The sequence below is a fragment of the Limnobacter sp. UBA3528 genome (assembly GCF_002377005.1).
In the GTDB taxonomy this organism is placed as follows: Bacteria; Pseudomonadota; Gammaproteobacteria; order Burkholderiales; family Burkholderiaceae_B; genus Limnobacter.
The window spans coordinates 1-18,990 of the sequence record NZ_DFOZ01000051.1 but is presented as its reverse complement, the minus strand read 5'-3'; the positions used below and the strand labels follow the sequence as shown (position 1 = coordinate 18,990).

General features: G+C 53.7%; 21 protein-coding genes. 4 read left to right on the top strand and 17 right to left on the bottom strand.

Translation table 11 applies throughout. From position 1 onward, the window contains the following. Positions 1 to 91: 91 nt before the first annotated feature. From flgL to flgB, 11 genes are read right to left on the bottom strand one after another with little or no spacing between them, the layout of a single operon-like run. Complete coding sequence (gene flgL, locus B4N58_RS13815) at positions 92 to 1,069, bottom strand: flagellar hook-associated protein FlgL (protein ID WP_008251770.1); 978 nt, start codon at positions 1,067 to 1,069, stop codon at positions 92 to 94. A 20-nt stretch (positions 1,070 to 1,089) separates the two neighbouring features. Further along, the gene (gene flgK, locus B4N58_RS13810; RefSeq protein ID WP_291750414.1) at positions 1,090 to 2,823 is read right to left on the bottom strand and encodes a flagellar hook-associated protein FlgK; all 1,734 of its coding nucleotides are present in this window, start codon (positions 2,821 to 2,823) and stop codon (positions 1,090 to 1,092) included. A gap of 30 nt (positions 2,824 to 2,853) precedes the next feature. Further along, positions 2,854 to 3,267 carry a rod-binding protein gene (locus B4N58_RS13805; protein ID WP_291750412.1) on the bottom strand — a complete coding sequence of 138 codons (414 nt, stop codon included), beginning with the start codon at positions 3,265 to 3,267 and terminating at the stop codon, positions 2,854 to 2,856. Continuing rightward, the gene (locus B4N58_RS13800) at positions 3,268 to 4,413 is read right to left on the bottom strand and encodes a flagellar basal body P-ring protein FlgI (protein WP_291750410.1); all 1,146 of its coding nucleotides are present in this window, start codon (positions 4,411 to 4,413) and stop codon (positions 3,268 to 3,270) included. It lies immediately after the preceding gene. Positions 4,414 to 4,426: 13 nt separating this feature from the next. Then, complete coding sequence (locus B4N58_RS13795; protein WP_040513418.1) at positions 4,427 to 5,116, bottom strand: flagellar basal body L-ring protein FlgH; 690 nt, start codon at positions 5,114 to 5,116, stop codon at positions 4,427 to 4,429. 48 nt (positions 5,117 to 5,164) lie between these two features. Beyond that, complete coding sequence (flgG, locus tag B4N58_RS13790) at positions 5,165 to 5,947, bottom strand: flagellar basal-body rod protein FlgG (protein ID WP_138519303.1); 783 nt, start codon at positions 5,945 to 5,947, stop codon at positions 5,165 to 5,167. A gap of 14 nt (positions 5,948 to 5,961) precedes the next feature. Next, on the bottom strand, positions 5,962 to 6,699 hold the full coding sequence (gene flgF / locus B4N58_RS13785; protein WP_008251760.1) for a flagellar basal-body rod protein FlgF: 738 nt from the start codon (positions 6,697 to 6,699) through the stop codon (positions 5,962 to 5,964). 25 nt (positions 6,700 to 6,724) lie between these two features. Then, positions 6,725 to 8,038: a flagellar hook protein FlgE gene (gene flgE, locus B4N58_RS13780; protein ID WP_291750406.1), complete on the bottom strand. Its 1,314-nt coding sequence runs from the start codon at positions 8,036 to 8,038 to the stop codon at positions 6,725 to 6,727. A gap of 26 nt (positions 8,039 to 8,064) precedes the next feature. After that, positions 8,065 to 8,736, bottom strand: a complete 672-nt coding sequence (locus B4N58_RS13775) for a flagellar hook assembly protein FlgD (RefSeq protein ID WP_008251758.1) — start codon at positions 8,734 to 8,736, stop codon at positions 8,065 to 8,067. 13 nt (positions 8,737 to 8,749) lie between these two features. Continuing rightward, entirely contained in the window at positions 8,750 to 9,172 is a 423-nt protein-coding gene (gene flgC / locus B4N58_RS13770; RefSeq protein ID WP_008251757.1) for a flagellar basal body rod protein FlgC, read from the bottom strand. 17 nt (positions 9,173 to 9,189) lie between these two features. Beyond that, positions 9,190 to 9,642, bottom strand: coding sequence for a flagellar basal body rod protein FlgB (gene flgB, locus B4N58_RS13765; RefSeq protein WP_008251756.1), 453 nt, complete (start codon positions 9,640 to 9,642; stop codon positions 9,190 to 9,192). A gap of 191 nt (positions 9,643 to 9,833) precedes the next feature. Between flgB and flgA the strand changes: the two genes are divergently transcribed. The 3 genes from flgA (at position 9,834) to flgN (ending at position 11,488) form a co-directional block, all read left to right on the top strand. Further along, positions 9,834 to 10,550: a flagellar basal body P-ring formation chaperone FlgA gene (flgA, locus tag B4N58_RS13760; protein ID WP_008251755.1), complete on the top strand. Its 717-nt coding sequence runs from the start codon at positions 9,834 to 9,836 to the stop codon at positions 10,548 to 10,550. A gap of 115 nt (positions 10,551 to 10,665) precedes the next feature. Beyond that, positions 10,666 to 10,956 carry a flagellar biosynthesis anti-sigma factor FlgM gene (flgM, locus tag B4N58_RS13755; protein ID WP_008251754.1) on the top strand — a complete coding sequence of 97 codons (291 nt, stop codon included), beginning with the start codon at positions 10,666 to 10,668 and terminating at the stop codon, positions 10,954 to 10,956. A gap of 16 nt (positions 10,957 to 10,972) precedes the next feature. Next, positions 10,973 to 11,488 carry a flagellar protein FlgN gene (gene flgN / locus B4N58_RS13750; protein ID WP_008251753.1) on the top strand — a complete coding sequence of 172 codons (516 nt, stop codon included), beginning with the start codon at positions 10,973 to 10,975 and terminating at the stop codon, positions 11,486 to 11,488. On the opposite strand, the gene B4N58_RS13745 is transcribed toward flgN, so the two are convergent. From B4N58_RS13745 to flhA, 6 genes are read right to left on the bottom strand one after another with little or no spacing between them, the layout of a single operon-like run. Further along, the gene (locus B4N58_RS13745) at positions 11,463 to 11,903 is read right to left on the bottom strand and encodes a response regulator (RefSeq protein WP_008251752.1); all 441 of its coding nucleotides are present in this window, start codon (positions 11,901 to 11,903) and stop codon (positions 11,463 to 11,465) included. The two genes, flgN and B4N58_RS13745, sit on opposite strands and share 26 nt — an antisense overlap. A 13-nt stretch (positions 11,904 to 11,916) precedes the next feature. Next, positions 11,917 to 13,815: a sensor histidine kinase gene (locus B4N58_RS13740; protein ID WP_291750401.1), complete on the bottom strand. Its 1,899-nt coding sequence runs from the start codon at positions 13,813 to 13,815 to the stop codon at positions 11,917 to 11,919. A 6-nt stretch (positions 13,816 to 13,821) separates the two neighbouring features. Beyond that, positions 13,822 to 14,538 carry an RNA polymerase sigma factor FliA gene (locus tag B4N58_RS13735; protein WP_291750400.1) on the bottom strand — a complete coding sequence of 239 codons (717 nt, stop codon included), beginning with the start codon at positions 14,536 to 14,538 and terminating at the stop codon, positions 13,822 to 13,824. A gap of 25 nt (positions 14,539 to 14,563) precedes the next feature. Further along, positions 14,564 to 15,382, bottom strand: a complete 819-nt coding sequence (locus tag B4N58_RS13730; protein WP_291750398.1) for a MinD/ParA family ATP-binding protein — start codon at positions 15,380 to 15,382, stop codon at positions 14,564 to 14,566. Next, positions 15,346 to 16,680, bottom strand: coding sequence for a flagellar biosynthesis protein FlhF (flhF, locus tag B4N58_RS13725; RefSeq protein WP_291750396.1), 1,335 nt, complete (start codon positions 16,678 to 16,680; stop codon positions 15,346 to 15,348). The genes B4N58_RS13730 and flhF overlap by 37 nt, the downstream gene beginning before the upstream one ends. Next, entirely contained in the window at positions 16,677 to 18,683 is a 2,007-nt protein-coding gene (gene flhA, locus B4N58_RS13720; RefSeq protein WP_291750394.1) for a flagellar biosynthesis protein FlhA, read from the bottom strand. Before flhA ends, flhF begins: the two co-directional genes overlap by 4 nt. On the opposite strand from flhA, the gene B4N58_RS13715 reads away from it, so the two are divergent. Further along, on the top strand, positions 18,682 to 18,966 hold the full coding sequence (locus B4N58_RS13715; RefSeq protein ID WP_291750393.1) for a hypothetical protein: 285 nt from the start codon (positions 18,682 to 18,684) through the stop codon (positions 18,964 to 18,966). The genes flhA and B4N58_RS13715 overlap by 2 nt on opposite strands. The last annotated feature ends 24 nt before the right edge of the window (positions 18,967 to 18,990 follow it).

Genomic DNA, 18,990 nt, shown 5'->3' with positions numbered 1-18,990 from the left:
CCAAGTTTTCGGGCAGCGGTGACCCTTCAAGTTCGGATCAAAAGTCACCCACGCTGGGTTGGCAAAAACCCCCAGCACAGACCCTTCAAGTTCAGCCAATAAAGTTGAACAAGGTCAACTGCGAGGTACTCGCAAAGCTTTGTTGTGCTGCCTGGAGCTGCAATTGCCCCTGTGACAGCTCGCTGATGGCCTTGGCATAGTCCAGCCCCACCGCCTCGCCAGCAACGCGCTCAAGCTCTAACTGAGCAGATTGGTTGATTTGCTGCAGTGTTTCTACTTCACGCAAACGAACACCCACCTTGGTGCGGGAAATTTGAACCTGATCAAAGATATCGTCGAGCTGCGCACCCTTGTCATTGAATGCTCTCAGATAGGTGTCTTGCGGTGTAGCGCCCTCTTGCCCGTTGGGGTAAGCTGGGTTGCGCAACAAGGCAACGGCATCACGAAGAATCGCAAATGCGTCTTCGTTGGTGTTCGGATCAACAAACGCGTCTTGACCGGTAATACTGAGGTTTACAAAACGGCCGCTGGCCACCTGAATTTCACGACCCACTACAGCCTCACCGGCTGCAGCTGTGGATGTTTCGAGAAAAGTGCCAGTAATCGCACCACCAGGGGTCTGGAATGGCTCCTGATCCTGGAAAGTACCGGAGAACATGTAATAACCGTTGGCGTCGGTGCGGTTGGCAATGCCACGCAACTCTTCCATGCGGCCCTCAATGTCTTGCGCAATAATTTCGCGGTCGGCCGGGCTAAGTGCGGCGTTACCAGCCTGCAGGAATGCTTCCTTGATAGACACCATGATGTCAGAAGCCGACTGCAAGGCCACATCCATTTGACCCAGCTGGTTGTTCACATACGTGATGTTGCTTTGGTAGCTGTCGATGGTTTTAACACCCGCCTTCGCGCCAAGAGCAACTGACATGGCCAAAGGGTCATCTGATGGTTTCAGCACGCGCTGACCCGTCGCCAACTGTCCTTGTAGTTTCACCAGCTCAGTTTGCTGTTTGCTCATGCGGTCTGTGCTGAGCTTGAAGTACTGGTTGGTGCTGATTCTGCCGATTGCCATAATTTTTCCTTGAAACCCGATCAGAACATGCTGAGGATTTGATCAAACAATTCTTTGGACAATGAAATAACCCGTCCGGAAGCCTGGTAAGCCTGCTGAAACTTGATCAGGTTGGCGGCCTCTTCGTCCATGTTCACGCCTTGCAAGGCATCGCGTGAATCAGCCACCTGGTTCAACACGGTTTCGCGCGACTCAGCAGCCAGATTAAATTCACGGGTTTTGTTGCCCACTCGACTCACCAGCTGGTTAAAGCCGTCAGAAATGGACACACCCGCCGAGTTATTGGACTGAAACAGGGTGCGTGAATTTTGTAATGCAGCCACCGCCAGTATGTTCTCGTTGTTGCCGATACTGGGATTCACAGCCGACGAGGCCGCGACTTCCGATGGACGGTCAATCGCTGTGCGCATGTTCAATGCGGCTTCACGCACGGGCATTAGCACAAAGCGGTCCCCTTCCTGCGGTGTGGCATTGTTCAGTTGAAAACTGAGCAAAGGTGCGCCTGCAGGATCGCGAATTTCAAAGTAATCACCGCCGGGATCGGTCACCAGGCTTGCGGGAACAAACGGGCCATCCGAGCCCACTTCGCGATAGCGAGGTTGGCTACCCACAATTTGAACTTCGTATTCGGCAGGGCCAAGCTTGGACAAATCCAGACCACGCAAGGTGACTTGCGTTGGGTTGACCGTGCTGTTGTTTACATTGGGAACAACGCGAGAAATGTCGTCCACAAAACTGCCACTGCTGCCGAAACTGAACAGTGCACTGGCCGGGTTGTTGTCCAGGTCGACGCCCGCTGTTTGAATGTCGTTGACTGTTTGACCAATTCGCGCAGCCAGCAGGCTGATGGTGTTCTGGTACTCAGTCAGTTCATCTTCCCGGAAACTGAGAAAACCGGCCAAAGCGCCATTGCCCAAGCTGCCGGAATCGAATGCCAGCAGGCGATCTTGGCCATTCACATTGGTGGTCATGCCCACCAGCAGGTTTTGTGGATCCTGAGGATCAACCTGGGTTTGAACCGGAAATTGGGTAGTACCAATGACCAATGACTGGCCATTCGCCAAAAACAGGTTGGTCGAACCATCAGCCATGTCCACACGCGTGGTTTGTACCTGCTCGGACAATTCAAGAATCAATTTGTCCCGGCGGTCCATCAAATCATTGGGAGGCCCGCCATTGGAAGTTTGGTTCTGGGCAGTCACGATCTGGTTGTTCAATGCAGCAATTTGCGATGTGGCGTTATTCAGTTGCTCAACCGTGTCGCGCACCTTCAAATTAGTGGCACTGCGCAGTTCGTCCATCACCGTATTCAAACCGTTGAAGCGTGAACTCAGGGTTTCTGCAGACGACAAATAGTTTTGGCGGGCAGCCAGATCGGCCGGGTTGGTCGAGAGTGTTTGTGCTGCACCGAAGAAGATGCTCAATGCGCTGGAAAGACCTGAGGCATCGTCGGCGATCATCGCATCTACGCGCGCAATTTGCTGGGCCTTGGCATTGTAAAAAGCAGCATCTGAAGTGGCTTTCTGTTCTTGCGAATTGATGAAATCAGAGTACACACGCTGTACCGAGGCAATGTCGACACCTTGCCCTATGAAGCCAACATCGCTGCCTGTGGACGGGCGCGCCTGTTGAATTACTTGCTGGCGGTTGTACCCGACCGTATTGCTATTCGCAATGTTGTTGGATGTTGTAGAGATGCCGGCCCGCGCGGCATTCAGGCCGCTGAGCGCAATTCCGTAGACCGAGGTAGACATAATTCAGGATCCTTTGGTGTCTTGAACGACTTAACGGTCAGTTTTCGGGAAAGTTGAGGGCAAGTCTTTTTTAACCTGTCCCGGCGGGAAAATGGTTTGCTCGCCACCCACACCAGCCCCGGCTTTTAATTGCCTGGCAATTTCGCCTGCCAAACCCAAACCTTTGCCTGATAGTTTCTGGACCAGTTCCTGGTCGTACATGCCCTGGTAAGTTTTGGTGCTGGAGTCGGTGAACAAGCCACCTTCGGGCGTGGCATCCCTCATACTTTTCAGGGCCATTTGCAAGAAAATTGATTCAAACTGCACCGCCACTTTATCGACTGCAGCATTGAATTCTTCGCTGCCGCGTTCTGCGCGTGCGCCACGCTTCAAACCCTCCAGGCTGCGGGAATCCATCGACAGCATTTGTTGGGTATCCACCGGATTGTTCGACAATGGCGTCATTTAGATCACCTCGAGTTCGGCTTTCAGGCTGCCAGCAGTTTGCATGGCTTGCAAAATGGAAATCAGGTCGCTGGGGGTTGCGCCCAAAGCGTTCAGTGCTTTAACCACATCGGACAGCTGCGCGGCGCCCTTGATTTCGATCAGCTCGCCACCGGCTTCAGAAATTTGAATATCGGCCACTTCAGTGACCACGGTTTCGCCCTGACCAAACGGTGCAGGCTGTGAAATGACCGGGGTAGACGTTATTTTCACGGTGAGGTTGCCGTGCGCCACGGCACAACTTTCAAGCATCACCGCCTGATTCATGACCACAGAACCCGTGCGTGCATTCACAATCACTTTGGCACTGCCCATGGCTTTGTTGATACTCAATTCTTGAACACGCGACAAAAATGCCACGCGGTCGTTGGGGTTGGAAGGTGCACGAACCTTGATGGTGCGGCCATCCAGCGCTTGCGCCACATTCGGCCCCATGTTGTTGTTGATCGCCTCGGCCACGCGAATGGCGTTGGAGAAATCGGTGCTGGTCAACTCAAGCTGCAAGGTTTCACCAAGCAGGAAAGGCGAAGCCACTTCACGTTCAACCAAGGCACCCGCTGGAATACGACCTGCCGACAAATGGTTGATCACGGTTTTGGAGCCCCCTGCAGAAGCGCCTGCACCACCCACAATCAGTTGACCTTGGGCCAGGGCGTACACCTGGCCGTCTGCACCTTTCAGCGGGGTCATCAGCAACATGCCACCGCGCAGGCTTTTGGCATTGCCGATGGACGACACAGTAACGTCAATGGCCTGGCCCGGCTGTGCAAACGCTGGCAAGTTGGCAGTCACCATGACCGATGCAACGTTTTTCAACTGCAAATTGGCACCGGGTGGCAAGGTAATGCCCGACTGCTGCAGCATGGACACAATGCTTTGACTGGTGAACGGTGTTTGTGTGGTTTGGTCGCCGGTGCCATCCAGGCCAATCACGAGGCCATATCCATACACAGGGTTGGAGCGAACGCCAGACACAGTGACCAGGTCACGAATTCGGGTTTGGGCCTCGGCCTGTGTGCCAAAAGCCATGACAGCGGCGGCGGTCAGTGCCAATACAGCACCCTTGAGAATTCGATCTTTCAGTTCCAGAAAGGAAATGCGTTTCATGATGTGGTCCAGTTCAGAAAGGCAATACAGTCAGGAAAAAGCGGCTCAACCAGCCCATGGCAGTGGCAGAGTCCAATGCGCCTTTTCCACGATATTCAATGCGGGCATCAGCAACCTTGGTGCTGGGCACCACGTTGCCGGGCAATATGGTGATGGGGTTCACGACACCACTGAATTTCAAATATTCCACTTCGCGATTGGTGCCAATCTGCTTTTCACCCACAACCTGTAAATTGCCATTGGGCAATACGCTGGCCACTGTGACCGTAATGGACCCAGTCAAGGTATTCGCGGCGCGGCTGGAACCCTCGCCAGAAAAATCTTTGTCGCTGCTGGCACTGCCGTTGATGGCGCGCAAATCGCGGCTGCCAAAGAAACCCTGAATCAGTGGCACATCGATACTTGCAGAGTCACTGCGTGAAGCACTCATGGAGTTGGTTTGCGCAGCGTTGATCTGCTCAATGATTTGAATAGTGAGCGTGTCACCCAAAAAGCGGGCGCGCTGGTCTTCAAACAAAGGGCGGTAGGTGGCAGGGCTATAAAGGCTGCCAGTTGGCGCGGCCATGGCGACTTGGGCGGGTTGTTGAACCTGCTGCGACACGGTGGTTTTCTCGGGCATGTCCACTTTCGGTGCGAAAGTTGAACAAGCCCCTAAAGTTATTGAAAACGCTGCCGTTAAACCGATTAGAACCAATCTTTTCATGCCATACACTCCATCAGAACACATTCAGTGTGCCCAATGTTTCAAGAATCAAAGCTGAGATAAGCGCTGTAACATCTGGTCTGATGTGGAGATTGCCTTGGAGTTGATTTCATAGGCACGCTGGGCCTGAATCAAGCCGACCAGTTCTTCCACCACGTTGACGTTGGATGTTTCGACAAAGCCTTGGGAAATAAAGCCCACGCCATTGGTACCTGCTACAGCTTGTGTAGGTGCGCCTGAGGCGGCTGTTTCTGAATACAGGTTTTGACCCATGCTGAACAAGCCGGCCGGATTTACAAAACTCGCCAACTGGATTTGACCCAGTTCCTGGGGTTGAACCTGCCCCTGCACCACTGCGGACACCACACCATCTTGAGAAATTGATATTTCCTGGACGCCTTGCGGAATAGTGACAGGACCAAGCACGGGGTAACCGTTGGAAGTGACCAGTGTGCCGTTGGCGTCAATCTGAATGCTGCCATCGCGGGTGTAACTGGTGGTGCCATCGGGCATTTGAACCTGGAAAAACCCCTGGCCGTTGATGGCCACATCGAGTGTGTTGCCGGTTTGCTGCAAGTTACCCTGTGCAAAATTTCGCACTGTAGACACCGGCTTTACACCCGTACCAATTTGCAGGCCGGAAGGCACCTGGGTTTGCTCGGTGGTTTGTGCACCGGGCTGGCGAAGGGTTTGGTACAGCAAATCTTCAAACACAGCGCGCGAGCGTTTAAAGCCGTTGGTGGCTGTGTTGGCCAGGTTGTTTGAAATCACATCCAGCTGGGTTTGCTGGGCATCCAGACCTGTTTTTGCAATCCACAAAGAACGCATCATGATGGGTTTTCTCCTTAATTCATGCCAAACAGGCTGTTGGCGGCCTGGCCGTTTTCTTTGGCCGTGCTGATCATTTTCATTTGGGTTTCATACTGGCGGGCCGCGGTGATCATTTGCACCATCATGTCCACCGCATTCACATTGCTCGATTCAATAAAACCACCGGCCACACGCACATTCAAATCTGCTTCGGCCGGATCGCCATTGGCAGCGCGAAACAAACCGTCGTCACCACGATTAATGTCACCTTCGGGAATATTCACGAGTTTCAAGCGGCCCAACTGAACCACATTGGTGTCGCCACTGATTGGAATGGCAGACACAGAACCATCGCCTTCGAACGACAAACGGTGGTCAGGCGGTACATTGATAGGGCCATTGCTGCCAATCACCGAATAACCTTCCTGGGTCACCAGATTGCCCTGCCCATCCAGCTGAAAGGAGCCGTTGCGGGTGTAGGCTTCATTGCCTTTCGCGTCGTTGACTGCAAACCAGCCCTCGCCTTGAATGGCCACGTCCATTTCCCGCCCCGTGGACTGAATTTGTCCTGGCGTGGTGTCAAAGCCAATGCTGGTTTCCACCGCAAAGCTTCTGGAACCACTGCCCTCGCCTGTCACAGGCGCGCTTTGAAAAGCCATGAGTTGTTGCCTAAACCCGGGCGTGTTCACGTTGGCCAGGTTGTTGGCAATGTTCTCTTGGCGAGACATTGTGCCTTTGGCGGCTTGGGCGGCCAGGAAAATCAGTTTGTCCATTCTTGCGATCCCGCTTCAGTTCACATTAACGAAGGTTGGTGATGGTCTGGAACATTGAATCTTGCGTTTTAATGGTCTGTGAGTTGGCCTGATACACGCGCTGTGCGGAAATCATGGCGACCAGTTCAGCCGTCAAATCAATGTTCGATTCTTCCAGCGCACCCGACTGGATAATGCCGAATGCGGTGTCTTCACTCAGCGACACCAATTCAGGTCCCGAGGAGTTGGTGGCCAACCAGCCATTCGAACCCACTGGCTGCAAGCCTTCCGGATTCGGGAAACGATACAAACCAATTTGTGCATGGTTCACCAACTGGCCGTTGGCGTAGCTGATGGTCAACATGCCGTCTGCGCCCACATCAAAACCTGCAAATGGAGAGGATTCAAAACCATCCTGACCCAGGTTTTGCACAACAAACGAGCTGCCGTACTGGGTGGTGTTGCTCATGTCGAAGGTGAACTGATTGGGTGCTGTGCCTGTGGAAGAAAATGGCACACCACTTGCGGTCACGAAACGTGACATGTCCACTGTCAGATTTCCGCTGTTGGGGGTAGTCAACAGACCGTCCACGCCGTATTGAAGGTTGGCTGAAGTCGATTGCGCAGGTGCAGTGGTTACAGCCACGGGCGCAGTACCCACGTCGACCTGTGTGCCGTCGACGGTTGCAAACACGGACCAGTCGTTGGACGCTTCCTTGCGCATGTAAATGGCCATGATGTGTGCACCGCCCAATTCGTCATACACCGTCATCGATGTTGAATTGTTGAAGGTGTTCAAATTGGCAGGATCAAATGCCAAAGCAGGATCGATGGCAGTGGCGCGTGCATCCAGGTTCAGGTCAAGGTTGGCGGAACGAGTGGCAGCAGGCGGAATGCTGCCGCGTGGCACCAGAATATCCTGGGCAACATCGGACGGACGACCAGTGGCTGCATCCACCGGAAAGCCCTGCAGTTTGTCGCCACGGGAGTTCACGATGACGCCTTCATTGTTCAATGTGAACTGACCATTGCGGGTATAAATGTTGTCGCCGTTGCCAGCCTGTACCTTGAAGAAACCAGTGCCACTGATGGCCAGGTCCAAGGGGTTGCCAGTCACGTTGATATTGCCTTGTTTGAAGTTTTGCGTGACCGCTGCGAGGCTGGTACCCAAACCAATGCCATTGGTAGAACGTGCGCCATTGAATGCTCGGGCGAACACATCGGAGAACTCTGCCTCCGATCCTTTAAAGCCGACCACACTGGCGTTGGACACGTTGTTTGCAATGACTTCCAAACCGCGCTGCGCTGCGTTCAGACCACTCAAACCCTGCTGGAAACTACCACCTGCTGAAAAAGCCATGCTTGACTCCTTGAAAAATCTTTAATTTAGAAAACCTGCTTAATGTCTGCGAAGGTAATTTCGCTGCCATTGCTGGTTAAAAGTTTGGTGCCTTCTGCGCCGGCATTGCGCACGCCTTGAACCACAGAAAGGGTCAGTGGTGTGACGCTGGCGTCTTTGCCTGCTGCTTTTGCTTCAATCTCAAACTTGTAGTTGCCGGCGGGCAAGGTGCTGCCGTCGTTGCTTTTGCCGTCCCACTCAAACTCATGCGTACCTTTGGATTGCGGGCCCAATTCGATGGTGCGCACCACATTCGCCCCTGCATCCAGCACATTCACGCGCAGAATGTCGGCACTCTGGTTCAGTTCCATGGAGCCCACAGCTTTGCCATCCACCAGTTTCAGATCATTGCCTTCGGTCAATACTGCGCGACCCAGCATGCTGGTGGCCTGTACTGTCTGGTTGGCATTGATCGACGCTGCTACGCCTTCCATGGTGGCATTCAGTGTGTTAATGCCGGTAACGGTGTTTAACTGAGCCATTTGACTGGTCACCTGGGCATTGTCCATGGGGGCCAGTGGATCCTGGTTTTTCAACTGGGCCACCAGCAAAGACATGAACCGCTCCTGAATCGCTTCGGGGCTGTTTTCATCGGTTTTCTTTTTTGCTGCTGTGGTGCCGCTGTTGTTACCCAGTGCGGAAGTTACGTCAATCGTCATTTTTCATTGCTCCTTACTGGTTGCCCATGTTCAAGGTTTTCAACATCAACTGTTTGGCTGTGTTCATTACTTCTGCGTTGGTTTGGTAGCTGCGCGAGGCGGCCAGCATGTCGACCATTTCCTCCACGGCATTCACATTGGGCATGTAGACATATCCGTCTTCATCGGCCATGGGGTGCTTGGGGTCGAACATTTTTTTGGCCTCGGTTTTGTCTTCCACAATGTCTTTCACCTGCACGTTCTCAGCCAGCGAGGCCTTGCCAGGCGCCGCTTTTTGAAGCACGGCTTCGAACACAACTTTTCGGGCTTGATAAACAGAATTGGGGTCACCCGCTGCCGTATCGACGTTGGCGAGGTTGCTCGCCACTGTGTTCAGACGTGTGGTTTGCGCTTGCATCGCGCCACCGGCCAGTTTGAAAGAATTAAATAGCGACATGTTTGCTCCCTATACCCTTATTGGTTGCCCGAACCCATGGCTTGCTTCAAGGAAGAAATTCTTCCGTTGATTGAACGCAAGGCGGCTTCGTACTTCACCGTGTTCTCTGCAAATGCGGCGCGCTCGCGGTCGATGTCGACCGAGTTGCCATCGATGGCGGCATTGTTGCCGCGGCGAAACTGCAACATCTCGGCGGTGCTCATGCCTGCGTTGCCTTTGCCGGTTATGTGGCCTTGGTGGGTCACAGCCAAGGCACCTGCGCCATTGCCAAGGCCTGGATTGGAAGGACTACCCATGGAACCCTTCTCGCCTGTGGCTGCTTTCAGCGCGCTTTGAAAGTCGAAATCGACTGCTTTGTAATTGGGGGTGTCGACGTTGGAAATGTTGGAGGTCAATACCTCTTGCCGACGCGCTCTGAGTTTCAGGGCCTCGGCAGAGAACTGCATTGCATCTGTAAGTTTGTCCAACATCTTTTAATCCTTCATACACGGACGGATGAATGAATTATTGAATTGATGCTGTCAAATCAAAGTGGAGAGAAAGGGGGGAAAGGGTGCTCTTTTTCTGCTTAGGGTGCAGCAAGCTCCCGCCTAGGATGTTGTCATCGAGGCAGAAATTGTTTCTTACAGTGACATTTACGGCAGCAGTGCCCAGAACTTGAATGAAATTTCTCACTTTTTTTAACATCGCATTTCGAGTGCTGTTTGGCGCAGGGCTTGTCCTTGGGCTTGTTCAGACTGGTGCAGCACAAACCGACAGTTCTCGCTGGGTGACTGAAGCCCAACTGAGTGAACTGGTCGACCCCGCGCTGCTGCCACCTGGCGCAAGTGTGGATGTGAAGTTTGTAAAAGCCGATGAACGGATTGGCAGCCTGCAATGCCCCGCCGCCTTGTTTGCCAATACGGCAGGCAACAAAATGTGGGGCCGCACTTATGTGCGCGTGCAGTGCGTGGGATCGGACACAGCCCCCTTCTTTGTGGGTGTCGATGTGAAAGTGTGGGCGCCTGTGCTGGTGGTAAAAGGAACAATTCAATCGGGCCAAACGCTGGGCCTGAATGATGTTGAATTCAGAACCATGGATTTAAGCCAGCTGAGCCACGGCTGGGTCAGCGACCTTGCGCATTTAAACAACAAAACAGCAGCCCGCCAATTGTGGCCAGGCACGCTGTTGAAGCACGACTATTTGCGCGGCCAGGCCTTGGTGAAAAACGGCGATACCGTGAAGGTAATGATGAAAGGCCCTGGCTTTGCAATTGGTGGTACCGCGGTTGCGATGGGTGAGGCCGAGTTGGGCGAGGTGGTAAAAATCAAAACCACACAGGGCAAGATACTGCATGGTGTGGCGCGAGATGCGCTGCTGGTTGAGGTTAGTTTGTAGGGGTGATCCTCAAAAAGTAGGAATTCTTTCCAGAATTCGTTAAAGTTAGGTGGAATCGAGCCGTTAAGAAAACATACGAAACCCACTTAGGCTCTGCCCCAATGCGGAGGACATCATGAGTATTAATAGAATAAACCCGGGAAGCAACCCGATTGACAAACTGACCAAGCCACAAGGTGGCAGCAAGTCAGCATCGGTTGGCTCCACAGAGAAAACCGGTTCGGAAGGCGCAGTAGCCAAGCTTTCCGGGCAGTCGAGTGAACTGAGCGCAGCAGGTGCGCCGTTCAACGCCGAGAAAGTGGCCGAGATCAAAGAGGCCATTAGCAAAGGCGAGTTCAAGGTCAATGCCGAGGCGGTTGCCGCCAAAGTGATTGAAAGTGCTCGTGAGTTGCTTGGTCAAAAGTAACTGAGGATTGAAGATTATGTCGCACGCTGACGCAGCAAAAAATTTGTACCGCAACCTGGCCTATGAATGTGACATGGCCATGGCGCTGGTGGATATCTTGCTTGAAGAACAGGCGTGCCTTGTAAAACTGCAAACCACTGAGCTGAACAGCCTGGCCCTTCGCAAGGAAGCCATGATGCTGGAGCTTGAAAAGCGTTACCTGAACAACGTTCAATTGGCCAAGGCTGAGGGCTTTCAGCCCAATATGGACGGCATCGCCCTGTGGGTCGATGTACTTGCAGCACACGAACCTCGCCTGCTAGGCACCTACTCAACCCTGCGCACCACTCTCACCCACGCACAGCGTTTGAACAATACAAATGGCGAGTTGGTAACCGAGCAATTGGCTGGACTGCAAGAAAGAATTTCGATTTTGACTGCAGCTGCTGTGGCTGAACAAAAGCCAACCGCCAGCGATACCTATGGCCCCAAAGGTGGCATGAGCCAGTCAGCCCTCACCGGTGGCGCTATGCCCCGCGCGGTAATTCGTTAATCGTTAGCCAATAAGATACCAGTGCAGAAATTCGGGTCAGATACTGATCGAATTGCACTGGCTTGACTGCAAAGCTGTTCACTCCCAACTCGTAAGAACGTTTGACATCGCTGATTTCGCGTGATGAAGACAGTACAACAATGGGCATGGTCTTGAACACATCGTGCGAGCGCAAGAACTTCAACACTTCCAGACCATCCAGCTTGGGCAATTTCAGATCCAGCAGCACGAGCTTGGGCAAATTCAGGGCCGCGCTGTCTTTCGGGTGATCTTCCATCAACTGTTTGAAGTACTCGATAGCCCGTTCACCATCCTCAAGCAGCACCGTGGTGGAGCTTGAGGAAGTTTTGCGCACCACGCGCAAAGCAAGGTCTGCGTCATTGGAATTGTCATCAACCAGCACTACGTCAGCCATGGCAAGTATCCTTTTAGTCGTTCAAGTCGGCGTGCTCAGGCAAGGTAAATGTGAAGCAGGCACCTTGGCCCAGCTCACCCTTGGCACTGATCTCGCCGCCGTGACGTTCAATAATCCGTTTCACAATGGCCAGGCCAACGCCGGTGCCATCAAAATCTTTTTTGTGGTGCAAACGCTCAAACACATTGAATAGTTTGTCGGCGTACTTCATGTCGAAGCCTGCGCCGTTGTCTCGAACACTAAAACTGTAAAAGCGCCCTGTTTTTTCGCACTGAATGGTAACTTTCGGCTGCGCCGCCTTGCTGCTGAACTTCAAGGCGTTGTCGATCAAATTCATCCACACCTGCTTCAACAACACGGGGTCGGCATACACGGGTGGCAGCTCGCACAACTCCACCACGTTTTTTCGCCGGGCATCGAGTTGATCCAGAATTTGATCCAGCAGCTGTTGCTGGTCTACTCTGACGCGTGCAACATCGGTGCGCAGCAAACGCGAGAAGTCGAGCAAGCCGTCAATGAGACCACCCATTTGACGTGCGTTGTTGCTGATTCGATCGAGCAGGCCGCGGGCATCTTCTGGCAGGCTGTCGGCGAAGTCTTCCTTCAGAATGCTGGAAAAACCGTCAATGGCGCGAAGGGGCGCACGCAAATCATGCGACACCGTGTAGGTGAAGGCCTCCAGTTCGGAGTTGCTGCGGGTAAGTTCAGCAGTGCGGTCATTGATCCGTTGCTCAAGCGTGCCATTCAAGCCCTGCAAATCGTCTTCGAAAACCCGACGCTCCACACACAAACCAAGCAAGCGAATGGCGGTTAAAACACGCAACACATCGTCGTGACGTGTGCTGTCGACGCCTTGTTGCGCCACCATGATCCAGTACTCGGGCTGATTGGGCTCAATGGCTTTTCGCAGGGCAAACCACACAGTGGTAATACCAAGTTCACTGGTCCAATTGTCTTCAAAATAATGCTCGGGCTTCATTTTGGCGATCCAGACCAAGCCATGCTGGTCATGTCCCTCCAGGGGTTCGCAAAGCTGCTCAGCCTTGTCCCAAAATGCCTGCCCAATCTCGAAAGGCATGCGCAAGTCAGGGTGAGTGCCGCGCACTCGCCAGTGGTTGTGCTCGGATTTGTCACGAAACCCCAGTACCACCTCAGCATGTACGGTGAGGCAGTTTTTCAAACCACGCGCATACGATGCTGCCAACTCGGGAATGGGTGCAGACAGTAACACCCCTTGCAACAATGAACGCTGTAGTGAAAGCAGTTGTTCATTCAAGCGTTTCTGTGTGCAATCGGAGGACACACCCATGTAGCCCACAAAATCGCCGTTGGCGTTGTACAAAGGCCGGCCAGTGGATTCAAAAATAACACGCTCAGAGTTTTGGGGCCAATACTCAAAGCAAACCCGGTCAAAGGGTTGGTGACTGTCGAGAAGTTCTTTGAAGGTATCCCAGTTGTAGCGCGGGTCAATACACTTCAAGCCTTCGACGTCCCAACGGGCCAAACCATCAAAAGGCAATTTGAACCCGCTTTTGGCGTTGCTGTTTTGATCTTTGCCGCGGTAGATGATTCGCACAATGGTGTGGGCCGAATCCTGATGCCAATACCAATCGCCCGACAGTTCCATGAGGCGGCGCAATTGGCTTTCAGACTGGATGGACGAACGGATGATTTCAAGCAGACCCGACATGAGCTTGTTGCCCATGAACCACGCGCCCAACACCCCCAACGCCAAGGTCAGGAGAACGGTCAACTTCCAGTTGGCGGCATCGGAGGTTGTGGCAGCCATGTAAAAGGCGGCCAGGGCCAAGGGACCAACGCCAGTGAGAATGACGAGTATCAGGGAGCGGTTGACCCTGGTGCGAGACTGCTCAAAAGTTTTCGGTTTTCCCTGGGCTTTGGGATCAGCCATGTGTGCTTAGTGTTCGCGAAGCTTGGCTTTGAGGCGACTGACCGCCTGTGTGTGCAGCTGACACACCCGGGACTCAGTCACGCCCAGCACAGCGGCGATTTCACGGAAGTTTAACTCCTGCTCATAATACAGCCCCATGAGCATTTTTTCACGTTCGGGAAGGTCTTCAATGGCCTGAATCAGGTTTTCACGGAAACGCTGGTCGCCCAGCATTTCAAGCGGATTGGCTTCTTCGTCACCACCAATCTGGCGATCCAGATAACCTTCACCATCGCCGTCATCGGCGTAATCGTCATAAAACACCAGTGATGCACCACGCGAATCAAAGAGCATTTCCTGGTATTCGTCCAGGCTAACGCCCATCACGTCTGCAATTTCTTTTTCGGAGGCCGAGCGCCCAAGCTTTTGTTCGGCCTTGAGGGTGGCGGTTTCAATTTTTCGCTGTGCCTGGCGCACGCCACGCGGCATCCAGTCGGCTGAGCGCAGTTCATCGAGCATGGAGCCGCGAATTCGTTGGCTGGCATAGGTTTCAAACTGGGCGCCCTGCCCTTCTTCAAAACGGGTAATGGCGTCCATCAGGCCGATGAGGCCGGCTTGAATCAGATCATCGATTTGCACAGACGCGGGCAGCTTGGCGATCAGGTGATGCGCCAACCTGCGAACCAAGGGGATGTATTGGTCCACTTGCTTTGATTTGTCTAAAGTGCCCTGGGCTGTGTACATGGAGTCTGTGCTTCCTGTCTTGTTATTACGCCAGTGCGTGTTCGTCGAAAGAGCAAATGGCTTTCGCAATTCGCCGACCTGCCGCAATCATCTCCCGACCGACCTGGTTCAAGGCTTTGCCCGAAGGCAAGGCTGGCAAATGCCCCGCATACTGCAGAGGATTGACCAGAAAGCTCGAGGTGCTTTCCAGCAAATTTGCGAACACGTGATCGGCTTCATCTGTGCTTCTTACACCCGCAACAATAACACGATGGCGAATATTTTCGTCTACCCCTTTTGAAGAACGAATGGCCTGAAAGGCACGGGTCACCGATCGGGCGGTGGGCTGCACCACCCAGTACCAGTCGTCTTGTGGGGAAAAGGCTTTGGCCAGTTGGACTGCCTCGTAGGGCAATGTGGCATAAAAGCGGTCGCAGCTCACCGGCATGCGATGAAGCTTGCCCAGCAGGGCCACGGATTGAGCCGGCTTTTTGGCCAGGGCCTCAAGACCAATTCGGGCCACCACCAGGTATTGGGATTCAGCAAGCTCGATGACCTGATCTTCCAGGTTCAGATTGCCGTTGAAAAATTCAATCAGATCTGTGCGTGCATGGATTGGCAGCAGTTGCGGCAAGCCAGCTGCAGACCCGTCAAACAACACGGCTGCCCGATCGGAGCGCGCTTGCTGCTCCAGTACAAAACGAGCCAGACAGGCTGCATAGTCGCTCCCCATATCACCGAGAATCGGGTGAATGGTAGCGGCTTTGCGGCCCAGCAAGTGTCGAAGTGTTTTGGCTTGATCCATAGGATTCAGTAGACCATGAAACTTTAAATTCCAGTCGCTGAGACTTGGGCCATTTTCCATTTCAATTCCTCGCTCGAGGCTTGAAACGCCTGACTGCTGCGGGCACGCATGGCGCGGTGCACCAACACGCGAGGGTCAGCCGGGAATAGGTCTTCAGGCACACGCTGGCCGGTGGCAATGTAGTGCAGAGCCAGTTTGTGACGCATAACCACATCGAGTACACCGCCAATTTTGATGGCTTCATCCAGTTTGGACAAAATTGCACCACTCAAACCCGTGCTTTTGTAATGGCGCACGACATCATCAAGCGTCTCTGGCTGGCTGGTTGCGTTGAGCAACAACACACGCTTCACATGGCTGTCGGTCAAAATTTTTGTTTGCTCAGCCACGCGAGAATCTCGTTGGCCCATGCCCACTGTGTCAATCAAAATGAGGCGCTTGCGTTGCATGGTGTTGCGCAACTGGGCGAGGTCGGCGTGGGTTTGTGCGGTGTACACCTGCACACCCAGAATCTTGCCGTAAATTCGCAGTTGGTCTTGTGCGCCAATCCGGTAGCTGTCAGTGGTGATCAAGCCCAGCGAGTCAGCACCATACTTCACCACGCAACGTGCGGCCAGTTTGGCTGTGGTGGTTGTTTTGCCCACACCGGTGGGGCCTACCAAGGCAAATGTGCCGCCGGTCTCAACAATGTCTTTGTCGGCTGGCACCACATTCAGGTTTTTCTTGATGACGTTCATCACCCAGTCTTGAACCTGGCTGTCGGAAAGGTCTGCGGGCAGTTTTTCAACCACAGTGCGCGCAAACAGCGGTGAGAACCCGGATTGGGTCAACTGGTTCCACAGTTCGCCGCGCTGGGGATTTTTCTCCAAGGCATCGCGCCAGGTGATCATGGCCATTTGGTCTTTCAACAGCTGCCGCATTTGCTTGATTTCTTCCAGCACCGCGGTTTGCTCACTGGCCATGGAATCGCTGGCCGCTTGCGAACGGCGCTTGGCCACGTCCGTGATCATGTCGTGTTCAGGCAAGGCTTGCGGTATTTGGTGCATCACGGGTGCGCGATTGATCAACACCTCGCGCTGCGCGGCCACCTGCTGTGCAATTTTCTCGGCGGGTGTGGGCTGGCGTGTTGCTTCCTGCGCGGCAAATTGTGTGCGTTCAGCCTTGGTCCACGACAGGGGCGCTGACGAAGCAGCCGGCTTCTCGATCACAGTGTCCAGATCTTGCGAGGACGCGGCCAGCACTTCGGTGCCCGCAGCAGTTTGCTTGGTGGACAAAATGATTGCATCTTCACCCAGTTCAGCACGCAGCTTTTGCAAGGCCTCTCTTGTGGTGGGGGCTGTGAATTTTTTCAGCTTCATGCTTTCGCTCCTACGACTTGCGCAACGCGGATAGTACGGTTTTCAGGAATTTCACTGTGCGACAGCACCCGAAGGTTGGGCGCTGCACGCTTAAGCAAACGGGCCATGGACAAACGCAATGCATCGGGCACCAACAGCACTGGGCTTTGACCCAGTTGCTCTTGACGACCTGCTGCATCGGCAGTTTGGCGAGCCAGGTTTTCTGCCAGGTTGGGGTCAATACCAACCTGGTCTTGCCCTGCTGCGGTGTGTGCATGGGTAATCATTTGTTCCAGCTTGGGTTCCATGACCAACACATTGAGGTCTTCACTGGTACCCGCCAAGGCTTGAACAATGGCACGGCCCAAAGCGATGCGCACTGCAGCGGTCAGCTCAAGCGGATTCTTGGTGCGAACACCGTTTTCAAGCAGGGTTTCAAATATGGTGCGCAAGTCGCGAATATGCACGCTTTCTTCAAGCAGGTTTTGCAACACCTTCTGAATGACGGCAACGTCCAGCAACTTGGGGGTCAGGTCTTCGACCACTTTGGGCGAGGTTTTCGCGCAGTGGTCCAGCAACTGCTGGGTTTCGGTTCGACCCAATAACTGGGCTGCCGATGTTTGCAAAATATGCGAAAGGTGCGTGGCCACCACCGTGGAAGCATCAACCACGGTGTAACCCGCCGCGTTGGCTTTCTCTTTTTGATCGTCTGAAATCCACACGGCTGGCAAACCGAAGGCTGGATCGGTGGTTTGCGGGCCGGGCAACTGCATGGTCACGCGACCAGGGTTGATGGCCAGGTGTTGGTTCGGGAACACTTCACCCTCGCCCATGCACACGCCTTTCAGCAAAATACGGTACACCGAGGGGCGCAGTTCCAGGTTGTCGCGCAAATGCACGGCTGGTGGCAAGAAACCAATTTCCTGTGCAAATTTTTTGCGAATGGCCTTGATGCGTTTCAGCAAATCGCCATCTTGTTTGTTGTCCACCAAAGCGATCAGGCGGTAACCCACTTCCAGTGCAATGGTGTCGATGGGCACCAAGTCATCCCAAGTGGCTTCCTGCGCTTCAGTAGTGGCGGCCTTGATTTTGGCTTGATCATCCGTGGTGGGAGTGGCCTTCTGCACTGCAGTTTTCTGAGACAGGTGATACGACAGGTAACCAAACCCGGCGGCCAGCAACAAGAATGCAAAACTGGGCATGCCAGGAATAATACCCAGCAGTGCCATTATGCCGGCAGTGATACCCACGGCCTGTGGGGACTTGAGCAACTGACCCGCCAATTGGGTACCGATGTCCTGACCCTGACCAACGCGCGCCACGACCAAACCTGCGGCGATTGAAATGACCAGCGCTGGCACCTGGGCCACCAAGCCGTCGCCAATGGCAAGCAACACATAGTTGGTGCCTGCGTCGGCGAAAGTCATGTCGTGCTGCATCACACCCACCGCGAAACCGCCAATGATGTTGATGATCAGAATCATGATACCGGCCATGGCGTCGCCACGAACAAACTTGCTGGCACCGTCCATTGAACCGAAAAACTCGGCTTCCTGACTGACTTCGGCACGGCGTTTGCGAGCTTCATCTTCTGCGATCAGGCCTGCATTCAAATCGGCATCAATTGCCATTTGTTTGCCGGGCATGGCATCCAATGTGAAACGCGCGGACACTTCGGCGATTCGGCCAGCGCCTTTGGTGATCACCACAAAGTTGATCAACATCAAAATAACGAACACCACGATACCCACGGCCAGGTTGCCACCCACCAGAAAGTGACCGAAGGCCTCGATCACCTTGCCTGCAGCGTCTGGACCCTCATGGCCATGCATGAGCACCACGCGGGTTGAGGCCACGTTCAGGCTCAAGCGCAACAGGGTGGTCACCAGCAAAATGGTGGGGAATGCAGCAAAATCGAGTGGGCGTGTGGTGTACAGGCTTGCAACCAGCACCATGAGGCTGAGCGCAATGTTGAATGTGAAAAACAGATCGAGTGCGAAAGGCGGTACAGGCAAGATCATCATGACGAGAATCATGATGATGAAGATTGGCGCGCCCAGGGTTTTTACCTTGTCGCCGGCCAAGCCTGCTTTTATGAAGTCCAAAGAGAATGCGGTGGAGGCCACAATTCCGCCCATCAAGTTGTTAACGGTTCAATTATGGAAAACTTTAGGTTTTCTCAACGGAGGAATTGAAGGCGATTTACCGTCTTATTGTGGATTGGGTTCCGATCTCTGCGGCTTTGTTAATAGCTCAATCGGCTTGGGTTCCGCTCTCTCGCCTGAAAACCTGTACTTCCCTTTTTGAGATTCACCCTGACTCACCTCGCTC